Genomic DNA, 20,739 nt, shown 5'->3' with positions numbered 1-20,739 from the left:
TCCATTATCCCGCCGACTCTGCCGCCAACATCGGGGAAATGCATTGATTCTGACCGCAAAGAGCGGTACGGTCGGCCGCACGAGCCGGTAAGAGACGTCGGGCCAAAGGGGCGACATGGTGCATCTGGCCAGTGGATTGCTCAATGGAAACCACGTTGACGCGCGTAAACGCCGACGCCGGCTGCTAACGCGTAAGCTCGCCACGAAGGGAGCCGATCGCCCTTCATCGGTTCCACGGACGTTCCGTCCGGACATAGAGGGTCTTCGCGCGATCGCAGTTCTACTGGTCGTGCTGAACCATGTAGGCGTGCCGGCGTTGCAAGGAGGCTACGTCGGTGTCGACGTCTTCTTCGTGGTCTCCGGCTTCCTCATCACCGGCCTCCTGCTCAAAGAAGCTGAACGGGGTAGGCGGATCTCCCTCTTGGGGTTCTATGCACGGCGGGCTCGGCGAATCCTGCCTGCCGCGACTCTTGTCCTCGCCGTCACAGTGGTCTCATCCTTCGTGCTGGTCGGTGGTACGAGTGCTGCTCGGACCGCCGAAGACGGGCAATGGGCCGCGCTTTTCGCCAGCAATTTTCGCGAAATCTCGCAAGGGACGGACTACTGGGCCAGCGACCTTCCTCCATCCCCGTTACAGCACTATTGGTCACTGGCCATCGAAGAGCAGTTCTACCTGTTCTGGCCCGTCTCAATGATGGCGGTCGCTGCGATCGGACGGAGAGTTCCGCTACGCACGCGACTGACGCTTCTCCTCGCTGTCACGATTGCAGTCTCCCTTACGTGGTCGGTGTACGCGACGACGGAGAACGCGAGTGCGGCCTACTTCTCTCCCTTGACGAGGACTTGGGAACTTGCGGCTGGCGCAATTCTTGCCGTGCTCACACCGACGATCATGCGGCTGCCGGTTTTTCTTGCTGCCGTTACGAGTGTGTCTGGACTCATCGCGATTGCGGCAGCAGCGCTCACGCTGGACGAGTACACCAGGTTCCCAGGATCCGCTGCTATTCTTCCGGTTGGCGGAACGGTTCTTGTGATAATCGGCGGGACAATCACACCGAATCGAGGAGCCGAAGTGGTCCTGCAGTGTCGGCCTCTGCAATGGCTTGGCAAGCTCTCTTATTCCCTGTACCTGTGGCACTGGCCCGTGCTGATCCTCGCCGCGGCATCGCTCGGGACCGAACTGGCGATGACCACCAAGCTTGCCTTTGTCGGTGTGGCGCTGGCCTTGTCTGTCGTTACCTTCAAGTATGTGGAATTGCCCGTACGGAACTCCAGTTGGCTCAAGGCCCGCCGGCCGTCACTCAGCGTGGCTTTCGGCGCCGCACTGGTGGCGCTATCACTTGGCCTCACGAGCATTCTGGTGTCGATCCTGCCCAAGCCTTCCCCCGCAGACCAATTCGGCGAGTTTGCAGTTGCCCGTGGCAGTGACCTACCGACGGCTGACGAAGTGGCAAAGGCCGTGGCTGACAGCGTAAACGTTGCAGGGTGGCCGCCGGAGCCGCCTGTTGGGAGATTCCTCTTCAATCAACATGCCTGCATAAGGGGCCTGGATGCCCCAACAGGTAAAGTCAAATGCAGCTATGGTGACGCCAGCGGCGGCGAGACAGTCGTGGTTTATGGCGACTCGCACGCTCAGATGTGGGAAAGTCCGCTCGGCGTGACAGCCACTGAACTTGGGCGGCGCTTCGAAGTCTTTTCGATGTTCTCGTGTCCGCCAGCCGACTTTTCGGTCTACAACGCGAAGCGCAAGGGTGATTATCCCGAGTGCAAGGCATTCCGTGCTGACTCGCTGGCGAAGATCGAGGCACTTCGCCCGAGCGTCGTCCTCATCTCGGGTCAGCGTCAGGGTACTTGGCTTGAGAAGGATGGGCGCCCTGACAAAGAAAACACGGAGGCGGCCTGGGAGGAGGGTCTCGCCTCGACCATAAAGTCGTTGAGCGCGATAAGTGATCGTGTGGTCGTGATCGGGGACATCGCGTACTCGGAAAAGGATCCCCAGGACTGCGTCACATCGAATTCCGACGACGTCCGTCGCTGCCACACTCAGCGGAGTTACGCGGTGGACACCGAACACAATGAGATGGAGAAGCGCGTCGCCGAGGCCGGTGGCGCGGAATACGTGGACGTAGTTCCGTGGTTGTGCGCGGAGGATGTCTGTCCCGCGGTTGTCGCGGGATATGCAACCCATGAGGATGCTCAGCACATCTCCACCAACTACGCCCTGTGGTTGCGTCGCTCTCTGGCTGAGGCGGCCGCCTTGCTTCCCTGACGCGGCATCAGCACCGTTGTGCGCGCCCCCGGTGGGTTGGCGTTTGGATGTCAAGCAGCCTCCGTAACGAAAAGGGCGGCCTGTGACCGATACATGCGCCCACACTGGCAAAAGCACGTCTCTGTAAACCAACGGTCCGCTTGCGTGGCTGATCGACACCCCGTACGGGCGGCCGTGCCTCTGCCTCCCACACTCGAGGCCCCGCGCATGTCTGACTTTCTGTCGCTGCGGCAGTGGTCTAAGCGCCCTGTGTACAGGGATGCGCTCCGGCACTTCGTGGCGCGGGAAGACCAGAGCGGTTGAAGTGCTGCGGAAACCTTCTCAAGTGAAGGTATTCGCGGCACTTGCTGCTTAATGCCCCTAGAACGCCAGCGCAGCCACTACCACCAGCCCTGGTAACCGGGCTGCCTGCGCCCGCCGGTAATCAAGGTAACGCGGAACCCGCTCCGCGTACTCAGCGTAGGACTGCCCGAAGAGCTCGGCCAGCGTGGCCTCTTCGCCGAGGATGTAGCGGTGTTCCACAAGCAATTCGGCCGGCAGCGTCGCGAGGACCCAGGATGAACCGGCCAAGGTTCCCGCGCCTAGTTGGATGAGCCACCAGCCCACGTACATGGGATGGCGGCTGATTGCGTAAGGGCCGCTGGTGACCAGTTCCTCCGGCTCCTCCAGCGCGAAAGGGCCCGCGGACCGGCGTCGACGTTCAGCCAGAGCCCAAGGATTCAGGCCGACGCCGGCGAGCACCAGTCCGGCCCCGGCCATCCGGTGGAGGGAACTGGAGCCAGGAAGCGGCATGGGGCGGAGCCGGTTAAGGAGGAGATCCATGGCCAGCGCGGCCACGGTGGGCGCAGGCAGCGGAAGGTTTTCGTAGACTTCCTTCAACCGCGTAGCCACGGAGGCTGAAGGGCGGCCCGTCACAGCGCGTCCCACGGCGTGCGAGGGTCGGCCGGGGGAGGCAGCAGCACCGGCGGAGCGTCGGCTTCGCCCTGGATCAGGCACGGCACGGTGATGCCTGTGCGGAGCCGGAGACCCCGGACTTCGGGTTCCATAGCTTCAGGGTACGCGCGTGCTGAATCAGCTGTCCCCGTAACTCAGTGCAGTGAGCGGAAGACCCTGATCCACGCTCTACACCCCGTACGACTTGGCAGCTTCAGGCCGAGGTCCTCCATGAGGGTGCGGAGGCGGGTGGGGTAGTCGGTGATGATTCCGTCCACGCCCAGGTCCATCAGGTGCTCCATGTCCGCGGTGGTGTTCCCGGTCCACGGGACGACGGGCAAGCCCAGTGTATGGGCTTCGGCGATCATCTCCGGGGCGGGTAGGAGCTTACGGCGTCATGTACGGCGGGTTCTGAGGCATCGTCTTCTCTATCTCGTGATTACCTGCAAGCGCTCGACGGCGGCGCGAAAACTAGGCCTACTCCGTGACCGCCGCCGCCGGAACCTTCTCACCGTCGCGTAAAGCAGGGGTGCTGCGGCGGCGCCAGTAAGCCGCAAGGACGGCGCCGGACACGTTGTGCCAGACGGAGAAGATGGCGCCAGGCAGGGCCGCTTCGGGAGTCAGGTACTGCCGTGCCAGCCCTGCTGCCAGGCCTGAATTCTGCATGCCCACCTCAATCGCAGTGGTGCGCCGGGACGGAATCGGCAGCCGGAACAAACGGGCCGCACCGTAGCCGAGGGCATAACCCAGGCCGTTGTGCAGAATAACAGCCACGAGAACCAGCAGTCCGGCTGCGAAGATGGCCTTGGCGCTTCCGGCCACCACCGCAACTACTACAACCGTGATAGCGAGTACCGAAATCCAAGGAAGGGCAGGCAGGGCCCTGTCGACAAGGCGCGGCAGAAAGACTCGGATGACGAGTCCCAGCAGCACAGGGAACAGCACGATCTGGACGATGGACCACGCCATGGAACCGGCGTCTACCGGCATGTACTGACCGGCCAGCCACAATGCGAGCACCGGGGTCAGCAGCGGAGCGATCAGCGTCGAAACGGTGGTCATCGCCACGGACAGGGCAACGTCACCCCTGGCCAGGTAGGACACCACGTTGGACGCCGTTCCGCCGGGGCAGCAGCCCACAAGGATGACGCCCGCGGCCAGAGCAGGCGGCAGCCCCAGCGCCGCCGCGATCAACCAACCCAGGAACGGCATGATGGCGTACTGCGCCACAACTCCGATCACCACCGGGACAGGACATTTGGCAATGACGGCGAAGTCAGGGGGCGTGAGTGTCAGCCCCATGCCGAACATGATGAGTCCCAAGAGGGGGTTGATCCAAGGGGCCAGCCCGGTGAACGCTGTTGGAGCGGCAAGCGCTACGGCGCCCCCGGCCAGGATGAGCACCGGGAAAAGAGTGACGGCGACGCGGGCGCTGCGTTCTTCCGCGGCTGATGCCGTGGTGGAAGATTCGGATAAGGAAGACATACCTACCGGATTATCACACTGCGGGTTGGGTTCCAGAATTAGCGTGTGATGATGACGGCGGGGGCGGATGCACCGACGGTCTCGACGTTGGACGCGAACACCGGCGGACCCGGCAAGTGGTTCCGGGCCTTCGTGCCGTTATAGACCGGCCGGCTGCCGGCCGGGCCGGAGCAGCAGCACGACGCTCGTGGACAGGACCCAGACCAAGAAGATCAGGAAGCCGACGAAACCGACGATGCCGACCACGCCTCCCTCTGTGGTGGTCTGGAATACGCCCAAGAGAGAAATGAGCAGCAGCAGGGCCGTGGCGGCTGCCAGCCAGCCCAGCCACTGAGGTAGCGCCCGGGTGGTCAGGATGGCCACCGCCGCCCCGAGGAACATTGCGACACCGGCGGGCAGAAGGGCACCACCCACCCATTCGTTGAGGACGGTGAGGGCGTGAAGCACCGCCGGGTCGGGCTGGCCAGCGGAGGCGTACTGGAGGAGCGCCATGTACAGGCCCCCCGCAACCAGCATGAGCGCCACCAAGGCAGCGCCGGCGGCGAGGACCAGCGCGGCGAACATCCCGGCCGGGTCCTCCCATCGGCGCAGTCTGCTCCAGAGGCCGGCCAGGAATACGAGGAAGGCCACGTCGGCGAGGAATCCCAGCAGCAGCGAAAGCCGGTGGGCGGTGCTGTCCGCGGCAAGCTCGGCTGCGATGTCCTCCGCCGGGCTGTCGCTGCTGGGTACGTCGGGCGTGAAGATGCTGGCCACAACCAGGGCGGTGAACACCAGACCAGCCACCGCGGCCCAGCGGTCCGGCCTCCCCGTCGCCCCGCCCGGTCTGACCTGGCCGGGCGTCGGGCCGTCCTGCGGCTCGGGATTCTCTCTGGCATCCATGGCGTTCCCTCCCCGGAGCTGCGCCCTGAGCGTACTGGGAGCACGAAGGGTGCAAACCTACGATCAGTGTAGACCGGTGGGGGATGGTTGGCGCCCTTCCGCGTTGACCCATTAAAGATGCCCGCGACGGGGGACATCGGAAGCCAGTGACGAAGCGGATCGGTTATGCACATCCAGGCGAATTGGTAGATTTGCCGAGGCAGCGGCTCCAGTGTGCGGTAGGACGTGCACCTGTTTTACCCCGGCAACTGGACGGTAGAGGACACCGCCTTCTAACCGCTTCTTGACCTTGGAAACGGGCGGGCGTACGTTACGGTTAGTCGTCGATCCATGGGTGTGCTCGCCAGCTTCGCCTAGCAGGTTCGCCGGCAGGAGTATGTTCGCGAATCACGCCGGTAACTGCATGCCAAGCCGCATGCAGCACAGGCGCATCCGGTCTCCGCCGCTGGATCAGGCCTGACGGTCTGTTCCGGGGCTCTTTCCCGGGCCCGCAGTGGCTGCTTCATGAATGTCCCGCACGGCCCGGGGGATGGCTGTGCCAAAGTCCCTGATCGTGAACGCATGCTCGGGGGCGAATGGAGTCACCATGGACAACAACGGATTTCAGGCCCTGCAGGAAAAAGTACGAGGCCAGGTCATCACTTCTGACCACCCCCACTATGACGCATCACGGACCGTCTATAACGGCATGATTGACAAACATCCCGCGGCCATACTGCGTGTTTCGCAAGTCGCAGACGTCATCGCAGGAGTCAACTTTGCCCGCGACCAGGGCCTGGACCTCGCGCTTAGAGGCGGGGGGCACAGTGCGCCCGGATTCGGGACCTGCGACGGAGGCCTCGTGCTGGACTTCGCCGACCGCACGGGCGTACGGGTAGATCCTGCTGCTTCAACGGCCCGGGCTGAGGCAGGCACCACCTGGGCGGACTTCAACCATGCAACAAACGCGTTCGGGCTGGCAACAACCGGCGGCATTATCGGATCCACAGGTGTTGCTGGACTAACGCTCGGTGGCGGCATCGGCTACCTCGCCCGTAAGCACGGCCTGTCCTGCGACAACCTCATATCCGCGGATGTGGTTACCGCAGACGGGAAGTTCGTCACAGCCAGCGCAACCGAGAATGACGATCTCTTCTGGGCGTTACGTGGCGGCACAGGAAACTTCGGCGTCGTCACTTCCCTGGAATTCGGCCTGCATCCCGTTGATGTGGTGTACGGAGGTGTAGTGATCTATCTGCTCGAGCACGCTGAGGCTGTTGGGCAGCTGTACCGGGACTATATCGCCACAGCCCCCGAAGACATGGGTATCTTCCTCGGATTCCACCAAGGCCCGCCGGTCCCCTTCCTTCCGGAGGAGCACCACGGCAAGCCAGTGGTGGTTGTGGTAGGTGGCTGGACCGGTCCCCACGATGAAGGCGAGAGGCAGTGGCAGCAATTCCTGGGTGTCGCCCCAGTTGCCGGATCGTTTGTCGGCCCGCTCCCGTACCCGATGCTCAACACTTTGTTCGACCCGCTTCTCCCGAAAGGCCTTCAGGCGTATTGGAAGGCGGAGTTCCTTCCAGAGCTGAGCGACGATGTGATCGGGGTTGCCCGGAATTTCGGAGCCGGCGTGCCCAGTCCCCAAACCGCCAATCATTTCTACCCGATTAATGGTGCGGCCCAACGCGTAGGACGGGATGAGACTGCCTTTCCTTACCGGGATGCCAACTTCTCGGTAGCCATCGCCGGAATGTGGGAGTCCCCGGAGGACAACGACGCCAACACGAGGTGGGTCAGAGAGTACCAACAGGCCCTGCATCCTTATGGATCCGGCGCCGGCTATGTTAATTTCCTTGATGCCGACGACCAGTCCAACATCGAGGACAACTACGGCGGCAACTACCCCCGGTTGGCCAAGATCAAGGCGAAGTACGATCCCGGCAACCTGTTCCATATCAACCAGAACATCAAACCGGTGGCCTGAGACGGCGTTGAGGCTGGGGAGTACGACGGCGGCGCTCGCCCAGGGTGCTGGGACCGGCTTCACCGCAAGGAAACGTAGAAAACGACGGCGAGACCGCTACGGGGAGGGATCCGCGTTACGTTTCGTCGGCCGATAGCCGGCAAGTTCGGCACGGAGGTCGCCCTCCTCGTGCCCGCCCTTCTTTTTGCCGAACGGCAACACGTTTAGCAGCGGATGCACGATAGCCATGACGATGAGGCCCCAGGCGAGCCCGATGACGGCTGAGCACAAGGTGTTCACGAGCCAGGCCAGGAAGGCGCCCACAACCGCGATCCCGGCGAAGGGGTGCTCGAGGACATGGACTATGTCATAGGGCGCATGCCAGCCGAGGTCGTAGGCCCCCTGCAGCATAATGTGGCCACCAACCCAAAGCATGGCTATGGTCCCAATGAAGGTGATTGCGGCCAGCACGGCGGGCATCCCCCTGACGAGAAGCTCGCCGAGGCGCTTGGAGCCTGCAGAATCTTTAGCGGCCAGGTGCAGGCCGATGTCGTCCATCTTGACGATCAGTCCGACGGCGCCGTACACGAGAACCGTGATCACGAGGGCCACGACGACCAGGATGATCGCCCTGGACAACAAGGAATCTGCGGCAACCTCGTTCATCGAGATAACCATGATCTCGCAGGACAGGATGAAGTCGGTGGTGATGGCGCCCTTGATGACCTTGGCCTCGGCCTCCGGGCCGCGCTCAACCGCGGGCGCATCCTCCTCCGCGGTGTGGTGGCCGCGCAGCTTGTGCCAGACCTTTTCGGCGCCCTCGTAGCAAAGGTAGGTGCCGCCCAGCATGAGGATGAACGGGATGGCCCAGGGGACGAAGGCGCTGACGAGCAGCAGGGCCGGCAGGATGATCAGCAGCTTGTTCCGGAGCGAACCCCAGAAGATCTTCTTGATCATCGGCAGTTCGCGGGACGGGTCCGCGCCGGACACGTACTGCGGGGTGACGGCGGCGTCGTCGATCACCACGCCGGCGGCCTTGGCCCCCGCCTTCGCCGCTCCGGCGGCGACGTCGTCCACCGAGGCGGCCGCTATGCGGGCCAGGGCTGCGATGTCATCCAGCAGGGCGACGAGACCGCCGCTCACAGATCGCTCCCGTACTGCTCGAGGGTGGACGGCTGAGTGTGGTTGCCTGGGTCGAGGCGAGTGATTGGCATATTTGGAGTATATCGACGGCGGGCAGCCCGTCGACGCCGTAGGGGTGGCCGTCACGAGATCAGCACGGCCTGCCGCGGGCTCCTGCCAGATCGTCTATTCGAACAGATCCTTGCCTCTGTACCCTTGGTAGGTCCGCCGCATTCTCATCTGGATAAGGACGGTGACTGCGGCGCACACGAGTGAGCACACCAGGACAGCGGTCCAGCTCAGCGGCATGATCGTGGGCCAGAAGAGTTTGCCGCCCAGGAAGACGACGATGGCCATGAGGAGAGAAAAAGCCGCGTAGCTCATAGCCGGATGGTATTGCCGTGTGGCAGCGTTGTCAGCGATACCGGTTATGAACCCGCTGATAAACCAGACCGCACCGTAGGCGACTCCCGTGATGCCGGCACCGAGCTGGGCTCCAGTGACAACGAACTGGTTGAAGAGTGGCAGGAATACGAGAGTGCTGATCGTGTTCACGAGAATAAACCACTTGAGGTTGGTGCGCAGGATGACCTGTAGGTTCATGTCTGGGTCCTCTCGATAATGTTCTGGACTTCGGGTTGTGAGAACGGCTGTATGTTCCGGTACGCGAACTGCTCCAGGACTTGACGCCCGCGCCTTGAGAGCCTGTACAGCTTCCTGGGCGGACCGGCGGGACTGTTTTCAAGCCGCACTTCTACCAGGCCGACATCCAAATGGCGGCGCAGCTGACGGTACAGGGTCTGGTCGGCCGGGTCATAGGTGCCGTTGGTCAGCTGCTTTACGCGGGTCTTCAGGCTCGCTACGTCGTGCCATTCTGCGTCCAGCGCCACGAACGTCCAGAACGTCAGTAGGCCCTGACGGAAAACGGCCTCCCAGTCCTTCAGGGTGCTTGCAAGCTCCTTTTCCTTGGCCATGCCAGTACTATACCGCATGTACAATACTGGCGATATAGAACGTGATGTTCTCCTGCCCGAAGTTCCTTACCGCCAGTGAGCAGTTCGACTCCGTTCCCAGCGGCGGCGCCAAAATCTATAGTGAGACATGGCCATGTTGAGGGTCTCTCTTCGCTTGTCAGCAGTGTCGTTTGCGGTTACCGGTGTGTTGCTCATCGCTCTGACGTTTTTGCATCCGAGTATTTTCGATCGGCCGGTCAGTGACGTGGTCCTGGAAGCGGCGGCGTGGTGGGTCCCTGTGCACCTGGCTGGCTTGGTTGTCTTTGTTCTGACAGTTTTTGGAGCGGCCGGCATTGTCGCCGCCCATGGGGACCAGATGGGCAGGCTGGGACGCGCAGGCCTGATAGTCACCCTGGTGGGTGCGGGCTGTACCGGCGCCCTTGCCGCCGTCGAAGCCGTAGTATTTCCCGTGCTTGCGGAGCGGGCTCCTGACCTGCTTCGGCTGGACGGGCCGCTGGTGGCTTCCTGGCCGTTTGCCGTCGTCGGCGTTGCAGCCCTCGGATGGCTGCTGGGTCTGGGGATGATCGGTGCCGCGGCGGCCCGGTGCTCCGTTTTCCCCCGCGCAGCAGGGGTGCTGCTGGCAGTCAGCAGCTTTCTATTCCTCGCCCTTGAGGGTCCGTTCGTTCCGGTGTTGGGCCTACTCGCGGGCGTGCTTTTTGGGGCCGTCCTGATCTGGTGGGGCTGGCTTTTGGGGAAGGCCGCTGCTGGACCTTCCCCGCTGCCATCGCCCTGACGACTCCGGCGCCCTGGCGTTCAGAACGGAAGAGCCCGACGTCGGCGCCAGGCTTGGGTGCGCCGCCGTACGCTCGAGGTGATCCGGCCGCCGGCCACGAAGGGGGCTAACAAGCTTTCAAAGGGACGGCCAGTCCGCGGCGCCCGGTCCGTCAAGCAACGCGCTGGTGCTGCTCTGGGGTACCACGACGTGGACGGCGTTGCGCTGGACGGTGAAGTCGGTGGGCGTGGTGGTCGCGATTTCGCCGTCGAGGTTCACCGGCAGCGGCAGCTCGGTGACCAGCCGGACACGTCTGGTGGTCAGGTGGTACACCCGGTTGTGTTCGATGAAGCTTCCGTCCTTGAGTAACCGTGCGATGTTCATGTGCTCCCGGAGCGGCGCCGCCAGGATTGCGTAGATATCAAGAGTGTGATCGTCGATCCCAGCCGTCGGGGAAACCGTGTTGCCGCCGCCGTAATGCCGGCCGTTGCCGACGGCCACCTGAAGCAGGGCGGCAGCCAGCTGCTGCAGCGGAAGCGGGGGCGCCGGCCACGGCACACCTGTATCCTGACAATGCAGGTTGAATGGTTCCAGCGTCCATCAACCAAGCTCGGTTCGCGGCCGGATGACGGTTCGGAATCCTGGGCCGTAGCCTGGGACGTCGTGGAATCGCCGCCGCAATCGTCAGTCTCCGATCGCCCCAACTCTTGGAATGGATCTATATCAGTACTGACACACCAGCTCCCCTGGAAATCCCGACGTCGGACCCCAAGCCCTCGCACACAGCTGCGGAGGACGAGCCCGCTCTCGTGTCCTGGGTCGAGGCTGGTGTCACCATGGCCGCGCGATGGCGTTCGGCGAACAGCAGGCCTGCGCCGACGCGCGTCGAAGTTGTCTCCGATTCCCTCACGGCCGATGATGCGAACCGGATGGCGTCACAGGGGATCGCGATGCTCTGGCACGGTGATTTCCACAATGCGCGGCAGATCCTCAACGCTTTGGACCGGCGGGTAGGCGCCGGAAAGAAGATCGCAGGAACTCCGGCCGAGACGTTCTATCGGCATCGCCAGTCCCGCTCACATCGGGCACGCATTCTCGGCCTCCTGCTGATTCCCCTTGATCCGGGCCCGGTGGTGCCGCTGCGCCGGGCACCGGATATCCGGGAGGCCGCCGCTGAAGCGTACGGCGATGTCGGCGAATCTTCCGTTGTGTCCCTGCATGAGCTTGTCGGGGCAATTGGCGCCCACGAGTGGCGACGGAACGGCGTCTACGTCGATGCCCTACAGGGCCGCATCCACCCGCACTATGGCACGTTCTTCCCCACCCGGAGTGAATATGTGGATCTCGTGGCCGCCGCTGCGCTGCCCTCTGACACGCTGGCGTTCGACGTCGGAACCGGCACGGGGGTGCTCGCTGCCGTCCTCGCGCGCCGTGGCGTCCACCGCGTGGTGGCGACGGACAATGAACCGCGTGCCATCGCCTGCGCCGCTGAGAATTTCCGGAACCTCGGTGTCCAGGACCGTGCTGAGGCCGTCCTGACCGACATGTTCCCGCCCGGACGGGCACCGCTCGTCGTGTGCAACCCGCCCTGGATTCCGGCCACGCCGCACTCCACCCTGGACAACGCCGTCTACGACCCCGGGAGCAGGATGCTGTTCCGCTTCCTGAACGAACTTCCCGACCACCTGGAGCCGGGCGGTGAGGGCTGGCTGGTCCTCTCCGACCTGGCCGAGCACCTTGGCCTGCGGTCGCGTGACGATCTGCTGACCGCCATCAAGGCGGCCGGGCTGACCGTGATCGAACGGCTCGACACCAAGCCAACGCATCCGAAGGCATCGGACCGCGACGATCCCCTGTTCGAGGCGCGCACGGCCGAGGTCACGTCCCTGTGGCGGCTCGTCAGCCGATAGTCACAAGCTTCCCGTCGGAAATTACGACGGCGGCCAGTTCGCGGCGCCCGGTCCGTCGAACAATGCGCTGTTGCTGCTCTGAGGTACCACGACGTGGACGGCGTTGCGCTGGATGGTGAAGTCGGTGGGGGTGGTCGTTGCGATCTCGCCGTCGAGGTTCACCGGCAGCGGCTGATCGGTGACCAGCCGGACGCGCCGGCTGGTCAGGTGGTGCACCCGGTCGTGTTCGATGAAGCTTCCGTCCTTGAGGAACCGCGCGATACTCACGTGCTCACGGAGCGGCCCTGCCAGGATGGCGTAGATGTCAAGGGTGTGGTCGTCGATCCCTGCCGTGGGGGAGACCGTGTTGCCTCCGCCGTAGTGCCGGCCATTGCCGACGGCCACCTGAAGCAGGTTTTCGAGCTCCAAAGGCTCGTGGTCCCCCTCGGGGAACTCGAGACGGGCCCGGAACGCCTTGTGCCCGGCATAAGCGCGCAGGGTGGCAACGCCGTAGGCCAGCGGCCCGAGATGCCGCTTCAGGCGGGGGCTGAGAGCTTCGGTAATAGCCACCGACAGGCCCACGGACGCGACGTTGAGGAATGGCTCGCCGTTGGCCCGGCCGAGGTCGATGTCCACCACCTTGCCTTCGGCGATGGAGGCGCACGCCTCGGCAAGATTATTCGGTATCTCCAGTGTGCGGGCGAAGTCGTTGGCGGTGCCCAGCGGAAGAACGCCGAGCACGACGTTGGTGGCGGCAACCCGACCGGCGGCGTAGGACACAGTCCCGTCGCCGCCACCGACAACCACCAGGTCGTGCCCGTCCGCAAGCACCCGGTCAAGCGTCCCGGCCAGGTCTGCCCCCGACAGCACGTGGTGCACGGCGGAGATGGGCACGCCTGCCTTTCGCATCGTGTCCACAGTAAGTTCGTGTGCCGCCCCTCTGCGTGATCCGGCGTTGATCACCACGGCGGCAGAGCGGGCGTCCCGGGCAGCCTTCATGTGGACATGTTAGGCCGTTGACCTGTGAATTCCCGCAGGGGCTGGGCGGGATCTAGTGCGTGCCCGGGGGACTGAGCCTGAGCCCGGAAGGGACCGGCCATTAGATATCCCCGCGTATTGACTGCCTGTAGCCCGAGGAATAGCGTCGGCGGTAGCGGGGTCATTCACCCCGTTTCCACGGGATAAGGGGCCGGATCTGGGCACCGTTCCTGCAAGGCCATGGGGGAGCCAGGTGAGGAGGATTCTGTGTGGACGTCATCCTGCATCAAACCTACGGGGTCCGCGGATGCCCTCCGGATGGCCGTGGAACACCGTGACAGGGATCCAGGGAAGGAAAGACTATGCCGAAGTATCTGTTTGAAGCGACGTACGTTGGCCAGGGAATCAAGGGGCTCATGGAGGAAGGCGGCACCAAGAGGCGTGATGCCTTGGTGGAGGCCCTCAGCTCCGTGGGAGGAACGCTGGAGAGCTTCTACTACGCGTTTGGCTACTACGACGTCCTCGGCGTTTTTGAGGCGCCGGACGATGCCAGTGCCGCAGCACTGTCGCTGCTGATCAATTCGACGGGGAGCGTCAACGTCCGCCTGAAGCCGCTCCTGTCCGTGGAAGACCTCGACGAAGCAGCCAGGAAGACGCCGTCCTACCGCGCCCCGGGACAATAGGCGCCGGGGACAATAGGGGAGTTTGGCACCCTGCCAGCGGGCCGCCGTCGTAAATTGCGACGGCGGCCCGCTAGGGAATGGGACTTACGGAGGCCATGTCCTGCGCCTAGCCGGTTTGCGCACCGTCTCCGGTGTCCTCCCACATGACATCCAGATTGTGGAAGACCACGGGTCCGTCGCACAGTGCCGCCATCTTGGCAGCGAACTCCGATGTTTCCGGCCGGCCGGAATTCTCCATCGCGGAGTCAAAGGAATCGAAGTCGACGATGGTGAAATAGGTCCCTGGGTGGTCCCTGTCCGCCGCGGCAACAATGCGACGGAACGTGGGCTGGGTGCTTCCCTCGGTTCTTGAGGGACGGCCCAGCTCTTCGATCTCCTTGATGCGGGAGGTCCTGAATTCGATGATCTGCACAAACCCGGCCATGACGACTCCTCGACGGCGGTGGACACTGATGCACATCACGCTAGTCCCCACGGCGGGCGGTGCACAGGGGAGAAATGCCCTTTTCAGGCCAGCTGCTGCGCGTCCGCCCGTCACTTTCAGAAGTCGCCTGCACGTCGGCGGTTCAATATCGTCCTGCTTCCTGGACCGGCGTCAACGTGTCACTGTTATCGAGTGAAGCGAGCAGTAAGTGTTTATGCGGCTATCCTCCAGATAACTGGATTTATCACACTCGCCCTGTACGGAGTGTCCCGATTCAAAAGCCAGGACCCCCGCGGCGTAGCTGTTCTTACCCTGTTAGGGTGCGGGCTATTACTGACGCTGGCCTACTTCGGGTGGCACTATTGCAATGTCAAAAACATGCGCCGGATGGCCGCGGGAGAATCATTCCGGGCGCACACCTTTCATTCACATGCCGCTGCAGAGTACGGACACGCGCCCGAGACTGTTTGGCAGCTGATCCGGCCCGCCGAGGCTGCCATGCTCATAGATGGTGATGCCCAGGCATTCAAAGTGCCTGGTACCCCGGATGGGGAAGGCGAGCGGCAGTGCTTCATCTCGGCAGATGGCGAAGTTTCGGTCATTGAAGTTCTCAGCGAAGTTCCTGGTCGCACTGCCGTGACGAGAGCGGTCTGTCCGCCAGATCTCCCGTCCGCTATTACGACGTACACCCTGGAACCCACCACGGTTGGCTGCAGGCTGACGATGGAAACCCTGATTGAATTCCCGGTTCCGATGTCGGCTGTCCAGAAGCAAGCGATACGGGCGTATGAGCGAAGCTTTGTGGAAAAAGTCGGGCACTTGCTGGAGAGGCAGTCCGTGCAGAAGGGCAACCAGAACCTCTAGCGGCGGGTAATCTGTGGCCCAAATCGACACTGGAAGGTAGCGATCTCATAGCCGGGACACTAGGGGAGTTTGGCAGCCTGCCGGCAGGCCGCCGTCGTAAATTACGACGGCGGCCCGTTGGGTGTGTGCGGCAGGCACCACCAGCTAGCCGGCCACCGCCGCCTTCGCGTCCTGCTTGGCCTTCATCCACTCGCTCATCCACGGGGCCCGGACGCTCGAGGTGATCCGGCAGTCGGCCACGAAGGTTCCCTTGGCGCCGTCGTCGATCCAGTCCCTGAGGTCATCAAGGTCCGCCAGTGAACGGATGATCGCAGACTCGGCACCGAGGGCGCGGGCGATGCCGCTGAAGTCCACCTCAGGGATCAGCATGGGCTTTTCGGTCAGGCCCTGGGAGCCGTACTGATGGATTTCGGCTCCGTAGGCGGCATCGTTGTAGATCACGACGACGGCACTGCTTGCCGCGGCAATGAGCGATTCGAGGTCGGACAGGCCCATCAGGAAACCGCCGTCGCCGGACGCCAGCACCACGGTGCGGCCGTCCTCCACGGCCCGGCTCGCCCCGACGGCGCTGGCAAGGCCGAGCCCGATGGTCTGGTACGCGGTCCCCACCATGACCAGGTCCTGGGGCCTCGGAATGCGCCAATACATGGGTGCCCAGCCCATGAAGTGCCCGCCGTCCTGGACCACCGTGCGACGCTCCGGCAGCATGGCATCCAGTGCCGCGGCAAGGGAGCGCGGGTCAAGCCGGCCGTCCGGGGTCTCCGCGGAGCCTGCAGAGTGGGCCGGTCCTTCGGCCAGGCGCCTGCGGGCTTCCGCGCGCCAGGCTTCACTCGAAGTTCCGCCATCCAGGACCCGGAGGATGTGGCCCGCAGCTGACTTCACGTCAGTGCTGACGAACGTGTCCACCCGGTGGTGCGTGGGCTGCAGGGCGGTGTCGATCTGGATGACCGTGCTGTCCGGACCGAGCAGGTGCCCGAAGCGCATGGTGAAGGGGCTCAGGCTCGCCCCGGCCACCAGGATCACGTCAGCCTCACCCATGAGCCCTGCCGCAGTATCCGTGCCGAAGCCGCCGGCGACGCCGAGGTACCCGTCGCCCTCGAGGAGGTTGAGCGCCAGGGCTGTTCCGGCGGTCAGGGCGCCCAGACGGTCGGCGAGCTCCCGGAGCTCCGGGCCGGCTCCGGCGAGATGCGCACCGCGGCCGGCGAGGATCAGCGGCCGCTTCGCCCCGGCGAGCAGCCGGGCTACCTGCCCAAGGCCGCCGTCGACGTCGTCCGTTACCTGAGGTGCCAACGACGCCGGAAGTTCTTCTTCCGCAGCCTCAAGTGCCACGAGGTCGTAGGGAATGGCAATCACGACGGCGGTGCGCTTGGTGAGTGCGTACTCCACTGCCTGCCGGGTGATGGAGCCTGCGGCGTCGCGGGTGACGGTGAAGGTGGCCGCGCCGAGGCCCCCGGCTATGGCCGTCTGGTCCACGTCCTGAGGCCGGGAGCCGCTGCTCGGAGCGTCCCCGGTGACCAGCACGACAGGGATTTGCGCCTGGACCGCCTCGGCCAAGGCGGTGAGTGCATTGGTGTAGCCGGGGCCGTAGGTGGTGGTGCCCGCTGCGAGGCGTCCCGACGCCCGGTAGTACGCGTCGGCTGCCGCGATGGCGGCGCCTTCGTGTCGGACGGGGGAGAAGCGGAGGCCCAGCTTCTCCGACGCGTCCAGGAAATGGACGTTTCCGTTGCCCATGACGCCGAAGACATCGTTGAGATAGCTGCTGAGGACCTGCGCCACGCGGCCGGAGACGGTAAGTGAATTCATGCAGGAATCTTCTGCCTTAGCCCCCAGATAGGCAACAGAGCCGAATTGGAGTGGGACTTTTGGCAGGAAGCCGAGGCTCAAACTGAAAATATGACTGCTTGTGGCGTGCGTCACCGTTGGTTAGTCAGAAGGGCGGGCTTCCTGCTTTGACAGCCGGCTCAGGAGGCCGTCGTAGCGGGGCGGCATGAGTTCCAGTACCGAAATGGCCGTGCTGGTCCGCTGGATCCCCTCGATTTCCAGGATCTGGTTGGTAATGCGGTAGAGATCGGCCGTACTCCGGGCCACCACCTTGGCCATGAGGTCCGCGTCCCCGGTGGTGGCGTGTACCTCGATGACCTCCGGGATCGCGGCGAGCCCGTCTTCCACCGCACCCGTCCGCGTCTGGCTGATGGACAGGGAGAGGAAGGCCATCAGGTCGTAGCCCAGCGCGGCGGGGTCCAGCCTGCGGCTGAAGGAGCGGAGGGCGCCGCTGCGCTCGAGCCGGGCCAGCCGGGCATGGACCGTGTTGCGTGCGACGCCGAGCGTCCGGGAGAGTGCCAGGGCGCTGGCTTCGGGATCCTTGTCCAGGGCCAAGATGATCCTGCCGTCGAGGGAATCGAGGGTGCGGGGGCTGGGGATGGTCATATTTTCACCAGAGTCACTAGAGGTTGAGCAGAAGTCCCAATGGGATGAGGGTATCTTGCATTGTGGGCCGGGTCACAACCATGATCGGTCCTCATGACCAGTGATCAACTCCTGACCGCACCGGATACCGTGCTCCCCGCCCTTCGTGGCGCTGTGGCCGGGCTTCCGTCCTACGTCCCGGGCCGGCGCAGCGCCGGCATGGACATCGCAGCCCTCGCCAGCAACGAAAGCCACTACGAACCATTGCCTGCTGCCGCGGCTGCGGTGGCCGAAGCGGCCAGCACCATGAACCGCTACCCGGATAGCGCCGCCGTCGAACTCCGTGAACGGCTCGCCCGGCACCTGGGCGTCACCGCCGGAGAAGTCGCGGTGGGGCCCGGCAGCGTGGGCGTCCTCCAGCAGATCATCACCGGACTGTGCGACGCCGGGGATGAAGTGATTTTCGCGTGGCGGTCCTTCGAGGCCTATCCCATCCTGGTTGAGCTGGCAGGGGCCCGGCGGGTCCACATCCCGCTGGACGAGGCCGAGGGCCACGACCTGGACGCCATGGCCGCGGCCGTCACCGACCGCACCAAGGTGATCCTGCTCTGCACCCCCAATAACCCCACCGGCGTGCCGATCAGCCACGAACGCATCGAGGTTTTCCTGCAGGCTGTGCCTTCCAGCGTCCTGGTGGTGATCGACGAGGCCTACGTGGAATACGCTGAAGCGGGCAGCGGCCCCGATTCCCTGGCCCTTTACCGCCGGTACCCGAACGTCTGCATCCTGCGCACCTTCTCAAAGGCCTACGGACTCGCCGGCCTGCGCGTGGGCTACGCCGTGGCGGCGCCGACCATCGCCGAGGGACTGCGCCGCACCGCACTTCCCTTCGCCGTGAGCGCGCTGGCCCAGATGGCCGCCGTCGCCTCGCTGGACGCGGGGGAGGAGATGGAAGCGCGGGTGGCCGCCGTCAGGCAGGAGCGTGCACGGATGGCCGCACATCTCGAAGCCCGGGGCTGGAAACTGAAGCCGAGCCAGGGCAACTTCCTGTGGATCCGTGCGGATGGCAGCCTCCGGGCGAGCCTGGTGGACGCGTTCGACGCCTCGGGCATCCTGGTCCGGGCGTACCAGGGCGACGGCGTGCGGATCACCGTGGCCGACTCCGCCTCCAACAACCGTGTGCTCCGGATTCTGGAAGCCCACGCGGCCTGACAACTAACTGACCCAACACCCCAACTAGTTCCACCTACAACCAGAGGAATCCCCATGGAACAACAGACAAAGACGTCTGGCCGCGCCCTCGGCGCCGCACTCAAACCTCGCCAGCTCACCATGATGGGCCTGGGAAGCGCCATCGGCGCGGGCCTGTTCATCGGCTCCGGCGCCGGCATCCAAGCCGCCGGGCCGGCGGTGCTGATCTCCTACCTCGTGGCCGGCACCCTCATCATCCTGGTGATGTGGGCGCTCGGCGAGATGGCCGCCGCCAACCCGGACAGCGGTGCCTTCTCCGTCTACACCGCCAAGGCCTACGGGCCGGTGGCCGGTGCCACCGTGGGCTGGCTCTGGTGGCTGCAGCTGGTGGTGGTCATCGCGGCCGAGGCGCTGGGTGCGGCGGGCCTGCTGGCCACCATCTTCCCGGCCCTGCCGGTGTGGCTGATGGCCTTCGTGTTCATCGTGGTGCTCACTGCAGTGAACCTCACCAGTGTGAAGAACTTCGGCGAGTTCGAGTTCTGGTTCGCTTTGCTCAAAGTTGCAGCAATCGTCGGGTTCCTCCTGGTGGGCGCTGCCCTGCTCTTCGGCTGGCTGCCCGGCGTCCAGTCGCCGGGCCTGGCCAACTTCACCGGACACGGATTCGCGCCCGATGGTTTCGCCGGGATCGCCACGGCACTCTTCGTGGTGGCATTCGCGTTCGGCGGCACCGAGATCGTGTCCGTGGCGGCAGCTGAGACCGCGGAGCCTGCCCGCAGTGTGCGGACAGCAGTCCGCACGGTGCTGTGGCGCATCCTGGTCTTCTACATCGGTGCGATCTTCGTTATTGCTGCGGTGGTTCCCGTGGGTTCGGCCGGGCTGAAAAGCCCGTTCGCTGCCGTGTTGGAGGCCGCGGGCATGCCCGGCGCAGCCACCGCCATCACCCTGGTGGCCGTGGCAGCACTGCTCTCCGCCCTCAACGCCAACCTCTACGGCGCCTCCCGGATGGCCTACTCCCTGGCCGAGCGGGGCGAAGCGCCGCGTCTGCTCGCTTCGGTTTCCACGGCCCGGGTTCCGGTGGTCGCGGTACTGGCAAGCGTTGCCTTCGGAGTTGTCACGGTTGTACTGGAGCTGGTTTTCCCCGAGATGGTGCTTGGCGTCCTGCTCAACATTGTGGGCTCGACGTGCCTGCTGGTCTGGACGTCCGCGCTCCTTGCCCAGCTCGCATTGCGCCTCCGCGCCGACCGTGAGGGGACGGAACTTCCGCTGCGGATGCCCGGCTTCCCGTGGCTGACGGTGCTGGGCCTGGTTATCCTCGTTGCGATCTTTACCGTGGGCTTCATCGGCGAGGATTCCCGTCCCCAGCTCCTGAGCACTTTCGCACTCGTAGCGCTTCTGGCGGTGGCGAACTGGCTTCACCACCGTTCCGGGAAGGTTGTGGGCGGCGTTGAATCGTCGGAGGGTGCTAAGCAGTCGGTGCTCATCGACTGAAACAGGCGCTGTAAACCACTCCGCGGGGACGCTGCCAAGTCGGCCACCTCGACTAGGCGTCGCGTCCACCGTGCTTCGTCATCGGCCTTCCAATGGGGCCCTGCCACCATCCCGGGATGGCGTCGAGTGCCGCCTGTAGACGGGGGAGGGACTGCCAGTCTCGGTCTCCTGCCTGGGCCGGTGCAGCCAAACCCAACGCACTTTCCAATGCGGTGGCGTCACTGCTGGTGGCAGCCAGCCCTCGGCTCTGTGCAGGGCTAGGACGGCCTCCAAGTTCCGCCAGGCTGATGCTGTCGCCCGAGGAGCACTGGGGGTCGCGTTGACTGCTCCTTCCGGATGGACGGTTCCAGGTGTGCGGCACCGGCCGGGTGATGCCGCACGGTGCTGGATGCCACCCCGGCGGCCGCGGGGATGATCCGGGTTGTGAGGCCCTGCTGGCGCATCTGCACTACTCCGGATCA

Annotated in this window: 20 protein-coding genes and 1 pseudogene; 8 read left to right on the top strand and 13 right to left on the bottom strand. The window is 64.5% G+C overall.

What is annotated here, in order from left to right; genetic code table 11:
- Positions 1 to 115 precede the first annotated feature (115 nt).
- Positions 116 to 2,269: an acyltransferase family protein gene (locus tag QFZ30_RS15315; RefSeq protein WP_307077623.1), complete on the top strand. Its 2,154-nt coding sequence runs from the start codon at positions 116 to 118 to the stop codon at positions 2,267 to 2,269.
- Between the two features lie 360 nt (positions 2,270 to 2,629).
- On the opposite strand, the gene QFZ30_RS15310 is transcribed toward QFZ30_RS15315, so the two are convergent.
- The 5 genes from QFZ30_RS15310 to QFZ30_RS15290 form a co-directional block, all read right to left on the bottom strand.
- The gene (locus QFZ30_RS15310) at positions 2,630 to 3,160 is read right to left on the bottom strand and encodes a methyltransferase family protein (protein WP_307077621.1); all 531 of its coding nucleotides are present in this window, start codon (positions 3,158 to 3,160) and stop codon (positions 2,630 to 2,632) included.
- Between the two features lie 20 nt (positions 3,161 to 3,180).
- Complete coding sequence (locus tag QFZ30_RS15305; RefSeq protein WP_307077620.1) at positions 3,181 to 3,315, bottom strand: hypothetical protein; 135 nt, start codon at positions 3,313 to 3,315, stop codon at positions 3,181 to 3,183.
- Between the two features lie 42 nt (positions 3,316 to 3,357).
- Positions 3,358 to 3,570, bottom strand: a complete 213-nt coding sequence (locus tag QFZ30_RS15300) for a glycerophosphodiester phosphodiesterase (protein ID WP_307077618.1) — start codon at positions 3,568 to 3,570, stop codon at positions 3,358 to 3,360.
- 109 nt (positions 3,571 to 3,679) lie between these two features.
- A complete protein-coding gene (locus QFZ30_RS15295) occupies positions 3,680 to 4,687 on the bottom strand; it encodes a bile acid:sodium symporter family protein (protein WP_307077616.1) in 1,008 nt (335 codons plus the stop codon).
- Positions 4,688 to 4,825: 138 nt separating this feature from the next.
- A complete protein-coding gene (locus tag QFZ30_RS15290) occupies positions 4,826 to 5,566 on the bottom strand; it encodes a DUF4386 family protein (protein WP_307077614.1) in 741 nt (246 codons plus the stop codon).
- A gap of 586 nt (positions 5,567 to 6,152) precedes the next feature.
- Between QFZ30_RS15290 and QFZ30_RS15285 the strand changes: the two genes are divergently transcribed.
- Positions 6,153 to 7,529 carry an FAD-binding oxidoreductase gene (locus tag QFZ30_RS15285; protein ID WP_307077612.1) on the top strand — a complete coding sequence of 459 codons (1,377 nt, stop codon included), beginning with the start codon at positions 6,153 to 6,155 and terminating at the stop codon, positions 7,527 to 7,529.
- Between the two features lie 96 nt (positions 7,530 to 7,625).
- On the opposite strand, the gene QFZ30_RS15280 is transcribed toward QFZ30_RS15285, so the two are convergent.
- The 3 genes from QFZ30_RS15280 to QFZ30_RS15270 form a co-directional block, all read right to left on the bottom strand.
- The gene (locus tag QFZ30_RS15280) at positions 7,626 to 8,651 is read right to left on the bottom strand and encodes a DUF808 domain-containing protein (protein WP_307077610.1); all 1,026 of its coding nucleotides are present in this window, start codon (positions 8,649 to 8,651) and stop codon (positions 7,626 to 7,628) included.
- Positions 8,652 to 8,816: 165 nt separating this feature from the next.
- Positions 8,817 to 9,233, bottom strand: a complete 417-nt coding sequence (locus QFZ30_RS15275; RefSeq protein ID WP_307077608.1) for a hypothetical protein — start codon at positions 9,231 to 9,233, stop codon at positions 8,817 to 8,819.
- Positions 9,230 to 9,604, bottom strand: a complete 375-nt coding sequence (locus tag QFZ30_RS15270; RefSeq protein ID WP_307077605.1) for a PadR family transcriptional regulator — start codon at positions 9,602 to 9,604, stop codon at positions 9,230 to 9,232. The genes QFZ30_RS15275 and QFZ30_RS15270 overlap by 4 nt, the downstream gene beginning before the upstream one ends.
- Before the next feature lie 184 nt (positions 9,605 to 9,788).
- Between QFZ30_RS15270 and QFZ30_RS15265 the strand changes: the two genes are divergently transcribed.
- Positions 9,789 to 10,376: a hypothetical protein gene (locus QFZ30_RS15265; protein WP_307077602.1), complete on the top strand. Its 588-nt coding sequence runs from the start codon at positions 9,789 to 9,791 to the stop codon at positions 10,374 to 10,376.
- Between the two features lie 117 nt (positions 10,377 to 10,493).
- On the opposite strand, the pseudogene QFZ30_RS15260 reads toward QFZ30_RS15265, so the two are convergent.
- Positions 10,494 to 10,865 (bottom strand): annotated as a pseudogene (locus QFZ30_RS15260) (diacylglycerol kinase); the annotation flags it as partial.
- 326 nt (positions 10,866 to 11,191) lie between these two features.
- On the opposite strand from QFZ30_RS15260, the gene QFZ30_RS15255 reads away from it, so the two are divergent.
- On the top strand, positions 11,192 to 12,265 hold the full coding sequence (locus tag QFZ30_RS15255; RefSeq protein ID WP_373462895.1) for a methyltransferase: 1,074 nt from the start codon (positions 11,192 to 11,194) through the stop codon (positions 12,263 to 12,265).
- 21 nt (positions 12,266 to 12,286) lie between these two features.
- Here QFZ30_RS15255 and QFZ30_RS15250 read toward each other — a convergent pair whose 3' ends face one another.
- Positions 12,287 to 13,243, bottom strand: a complete 957-nt coding sequence (locus QFZ30_RS15250; RefSeq protein WP_307077598.1) for a lipid kinase — start codon at positions 13,241 to 13,243, stop codon at positions 12,287 to 12,289.
- Positions 13,244 to 13,584: 341 nt separating this feature from the next.
- Between QFZ30_RS15250 and QFZ30_RS15245 the strand changes: the two genes are divergently transcribed.
- The gene (locus QFZ30_RS15245; protein ID WP_307077596.1) at positions 13,585 to 13,905 is read left to right on the top strand and encodes a GYD domain-containing protein; all 321 of its coding nucleotides are present in this window, start codon (positions 13,585 to 13,587) and stop codon (positions 13,903 to 13,905) included.
- Between the two features lie 106 nt (positions 13,906 to 14,011).
- Here the strand turns inward: QFZ30_RS15245 and QFZ30_RS15240 are convergent, their stop codons facing one another.
- Positions 14,012 to 14,329, bottom strand: coding sequence for a hypothetical protein (locus QFZ30_RS15240; protein ID WP_307077594.1), 318 nt, complete (start codon positions 14,327 to 14,329; stop codon positions 14,012 to 14,014).
- Positions 14,330 to 14,521: 192 nt separating this feature from the next.
- Between QFZ30_RS15240 and QFZ30_RS15235 the strand changes: the two genes are divergently transcribed.
- Positions 14,522 to 15,193, top strand: coding sequence for an SRPBCC family protein (locus QFZ30_RS15235; protein WP_307077592.1), 672 nt, complete (start codon positions 14,522 to 14,524; stop codon positions 15,191 to 15,193).
- A 144-nt stretch (positions 15,194 to 15,337) separates the two neighbouring features.
- Here QFZ30_RS15235 and QFZ30_RS15230 read toward each other — a convergent pair whose 3' ends face one another.
- Positions 15,338 to 16,996: a thiamine pyrophosphate-binding protein gene (locus QFZ30_RS15230; protein WP_307077590.1), complete on the bottom strand. Its 1,659-nt coding sequence runs from the start codon at positions 16,994 to 16,996 to the stop codon at positions 15,338 to 15,340.
- 120 nt (positions 16,997 to 17,116) lie between these two features.
- Positions 17,117 to 17,620, bottom strand: a complete 504-nt coding sequence (locus QFZ30_RS15225) for an Lrp/AsnC family transcriptional regulator (protein WP_307077588.1) — start codon at positions 17,618 to 17,620, stop codon at positions 17,117 to 17,119.
- A gap of 93 nt (positions 17,621 to 17,713) precedes the next feature.
- Here QFZ30_RS15225 and hisC point away from each other — a divergent pair, with 93 nt between their 5' ends.
- On the top strand, positions 17,714 to 18,811 hold the full coding sequence (gene hisC, locus QFZ30_RS15220; RefSeq protein WP_307077586.1) for a histidinol-phosphate transaminase: 1,098 nt from the start codon (positions 17,714 to 17,716) through the stop codon (positions 18,809 to 18,811).
- Between the two features lie 54 nt (positions 18,812 to 18,865).
- Positions 18,866 to 20,278 carry an amino acid permease gene (locus QFZ30_RS15215; RefSeq protein ID WP_307077584.1) on the top strand — a complete coding sequence of 471 codons (1,413 nt, stop codon included), beginning with the start codon at positions 18,866 to 18,868 and terminating at the stop codon, positions 20,276 to 20,278.
- Positions 20,279 to 20,739: the final 461 nt, after the last annotated feature.

The sequence above is a fragment of the Arthrobacter pascens genome, assembly GCF_030815585.1.
Taxonomy (GTDB): Bacteria; Actinomycetota; Actinomycetes; order Actinomycetales; family Micrococcaceae; genus Arthrobacter; species Arthrobacter pascens_A.
Note: the sequence above shows the minus strand (reverse complement) of the source record. Positions and strands in the feature narration are given on the sequence as shown.

Bases quoted from the DNA above. Each gene is read 5' to 3' on its own strand.
- QFZ30_RS15215 (WP_307077584.1), top strand. From the start codon at position 18,866: ATGGAACAACAGACAAAGACGTCTGGCCGCGCCCTCGGCGCCGCACTC.
- QFZ30_RS15255 (WP_373462895.1), top strand. From the start codon at position 11,192: ATGGCCGCGCGATGGCGTTCGGCGAACAGCAGGCCTGCGCCGACGCGC.
- QFZ30_RS15275 (WP_307077608.1), bottom strand. From the start codon at position 9,233: ATGAACCTACAGGTCATCCTGCGCACCAACCTCAAGTGGTTTATTCTC.
- QFZ30_RS15285 (WP_307077612.1), top strand. From the start codon at position 6,153: ATGGACAACAACGGATTTCAGGCCCTGCAGGAAAAAGTACGAGGCCAG.
- hisC (WP_307077586.1), top strand. From the start codon at position 17,714: ATGACCAGTGATCAACTCCTGACCGCACCGGATACCGTGCTCCCCGCC.
- QFZ30_RS15250 (WP_307077598.1), bottom strand. From the start codon at position 13,243: ATGAAGGCTGCCCGGGACGCCCGCTCTGCCGCCGTGGTGATCAACGCC.
- QFZ30_RS15290 (WP_307077614.1), bottom strand. From the start codon at position 5,566: ATGGATGCCAGAGAGAATCCCGAGCCGCAGGACGGCCCGACGCCCGGC.
- QFZ30_RS15230 (WP_307077590.1), bottom strand. From the start codon at position 16,996: ATGAATTCACTTACCGTCTCCGGCCGCGTGGCGCAGGTCCTCAGCAGC.
- QFZ30_RS15225 (WP_307077588.1), bottom strand. From the start codon at position 17,620: ATGACCATCCCCAGCCCCCGCACCCTCGATTCCCTCGACGGCAGGATC.
- QFZ30_RS15315 (WP_307077623.1), top strand. From the start codon at position 116: ATGGTGCATCTGGCCAGTGGATTGCTCAATGGAAACCACGTTGACGCG.
- QFZ30_RS15295 (WP_307077616.1), bottom strand. From the start codon at position 4,687: ATGTCTTCCTTATCCGAATCTTCCACCACGGCATCAGCCGCGGAAGAA.
- QFZ30_RS15300 (WP_307077618.1), bottom strand. From the start codon at position 3,570: ATGATCGCCGAAGCCCATACACTGGGCTTGCCCGTCGTCCCGTGGACC.
- QFZ30_RS15240 (WP_307077594.1), bottom strand. From the start codon at position 14,329: ATGGCCGGGTTTGTGCAGATCATCGAATTCAGGACCTCCCGCATCAAG.
- QFZ30_RS15245 (WP_307077596.1), top strand. From the start codon at position 13,585: ATGCCGAAGTATCTGTTTGAAGCGACGTACGTTGGCCAGGGAATCAAG.
- QFZ30_RS15270 (WP_307077605.1), bottom strand. From the start codon at position 9,604: ATGGCCAAGGAAAAGGAGCTTGCAAGCACCCTGAAGGACTGGGAGGCC.
- QFZ30_RS15305 (WP_307077620.1), bottom strand. From the start codon at position 3,315: ATGGAACCCGAAGTCCGGGGTCTCCGGCTCCGCACAGGCATCACCGTG.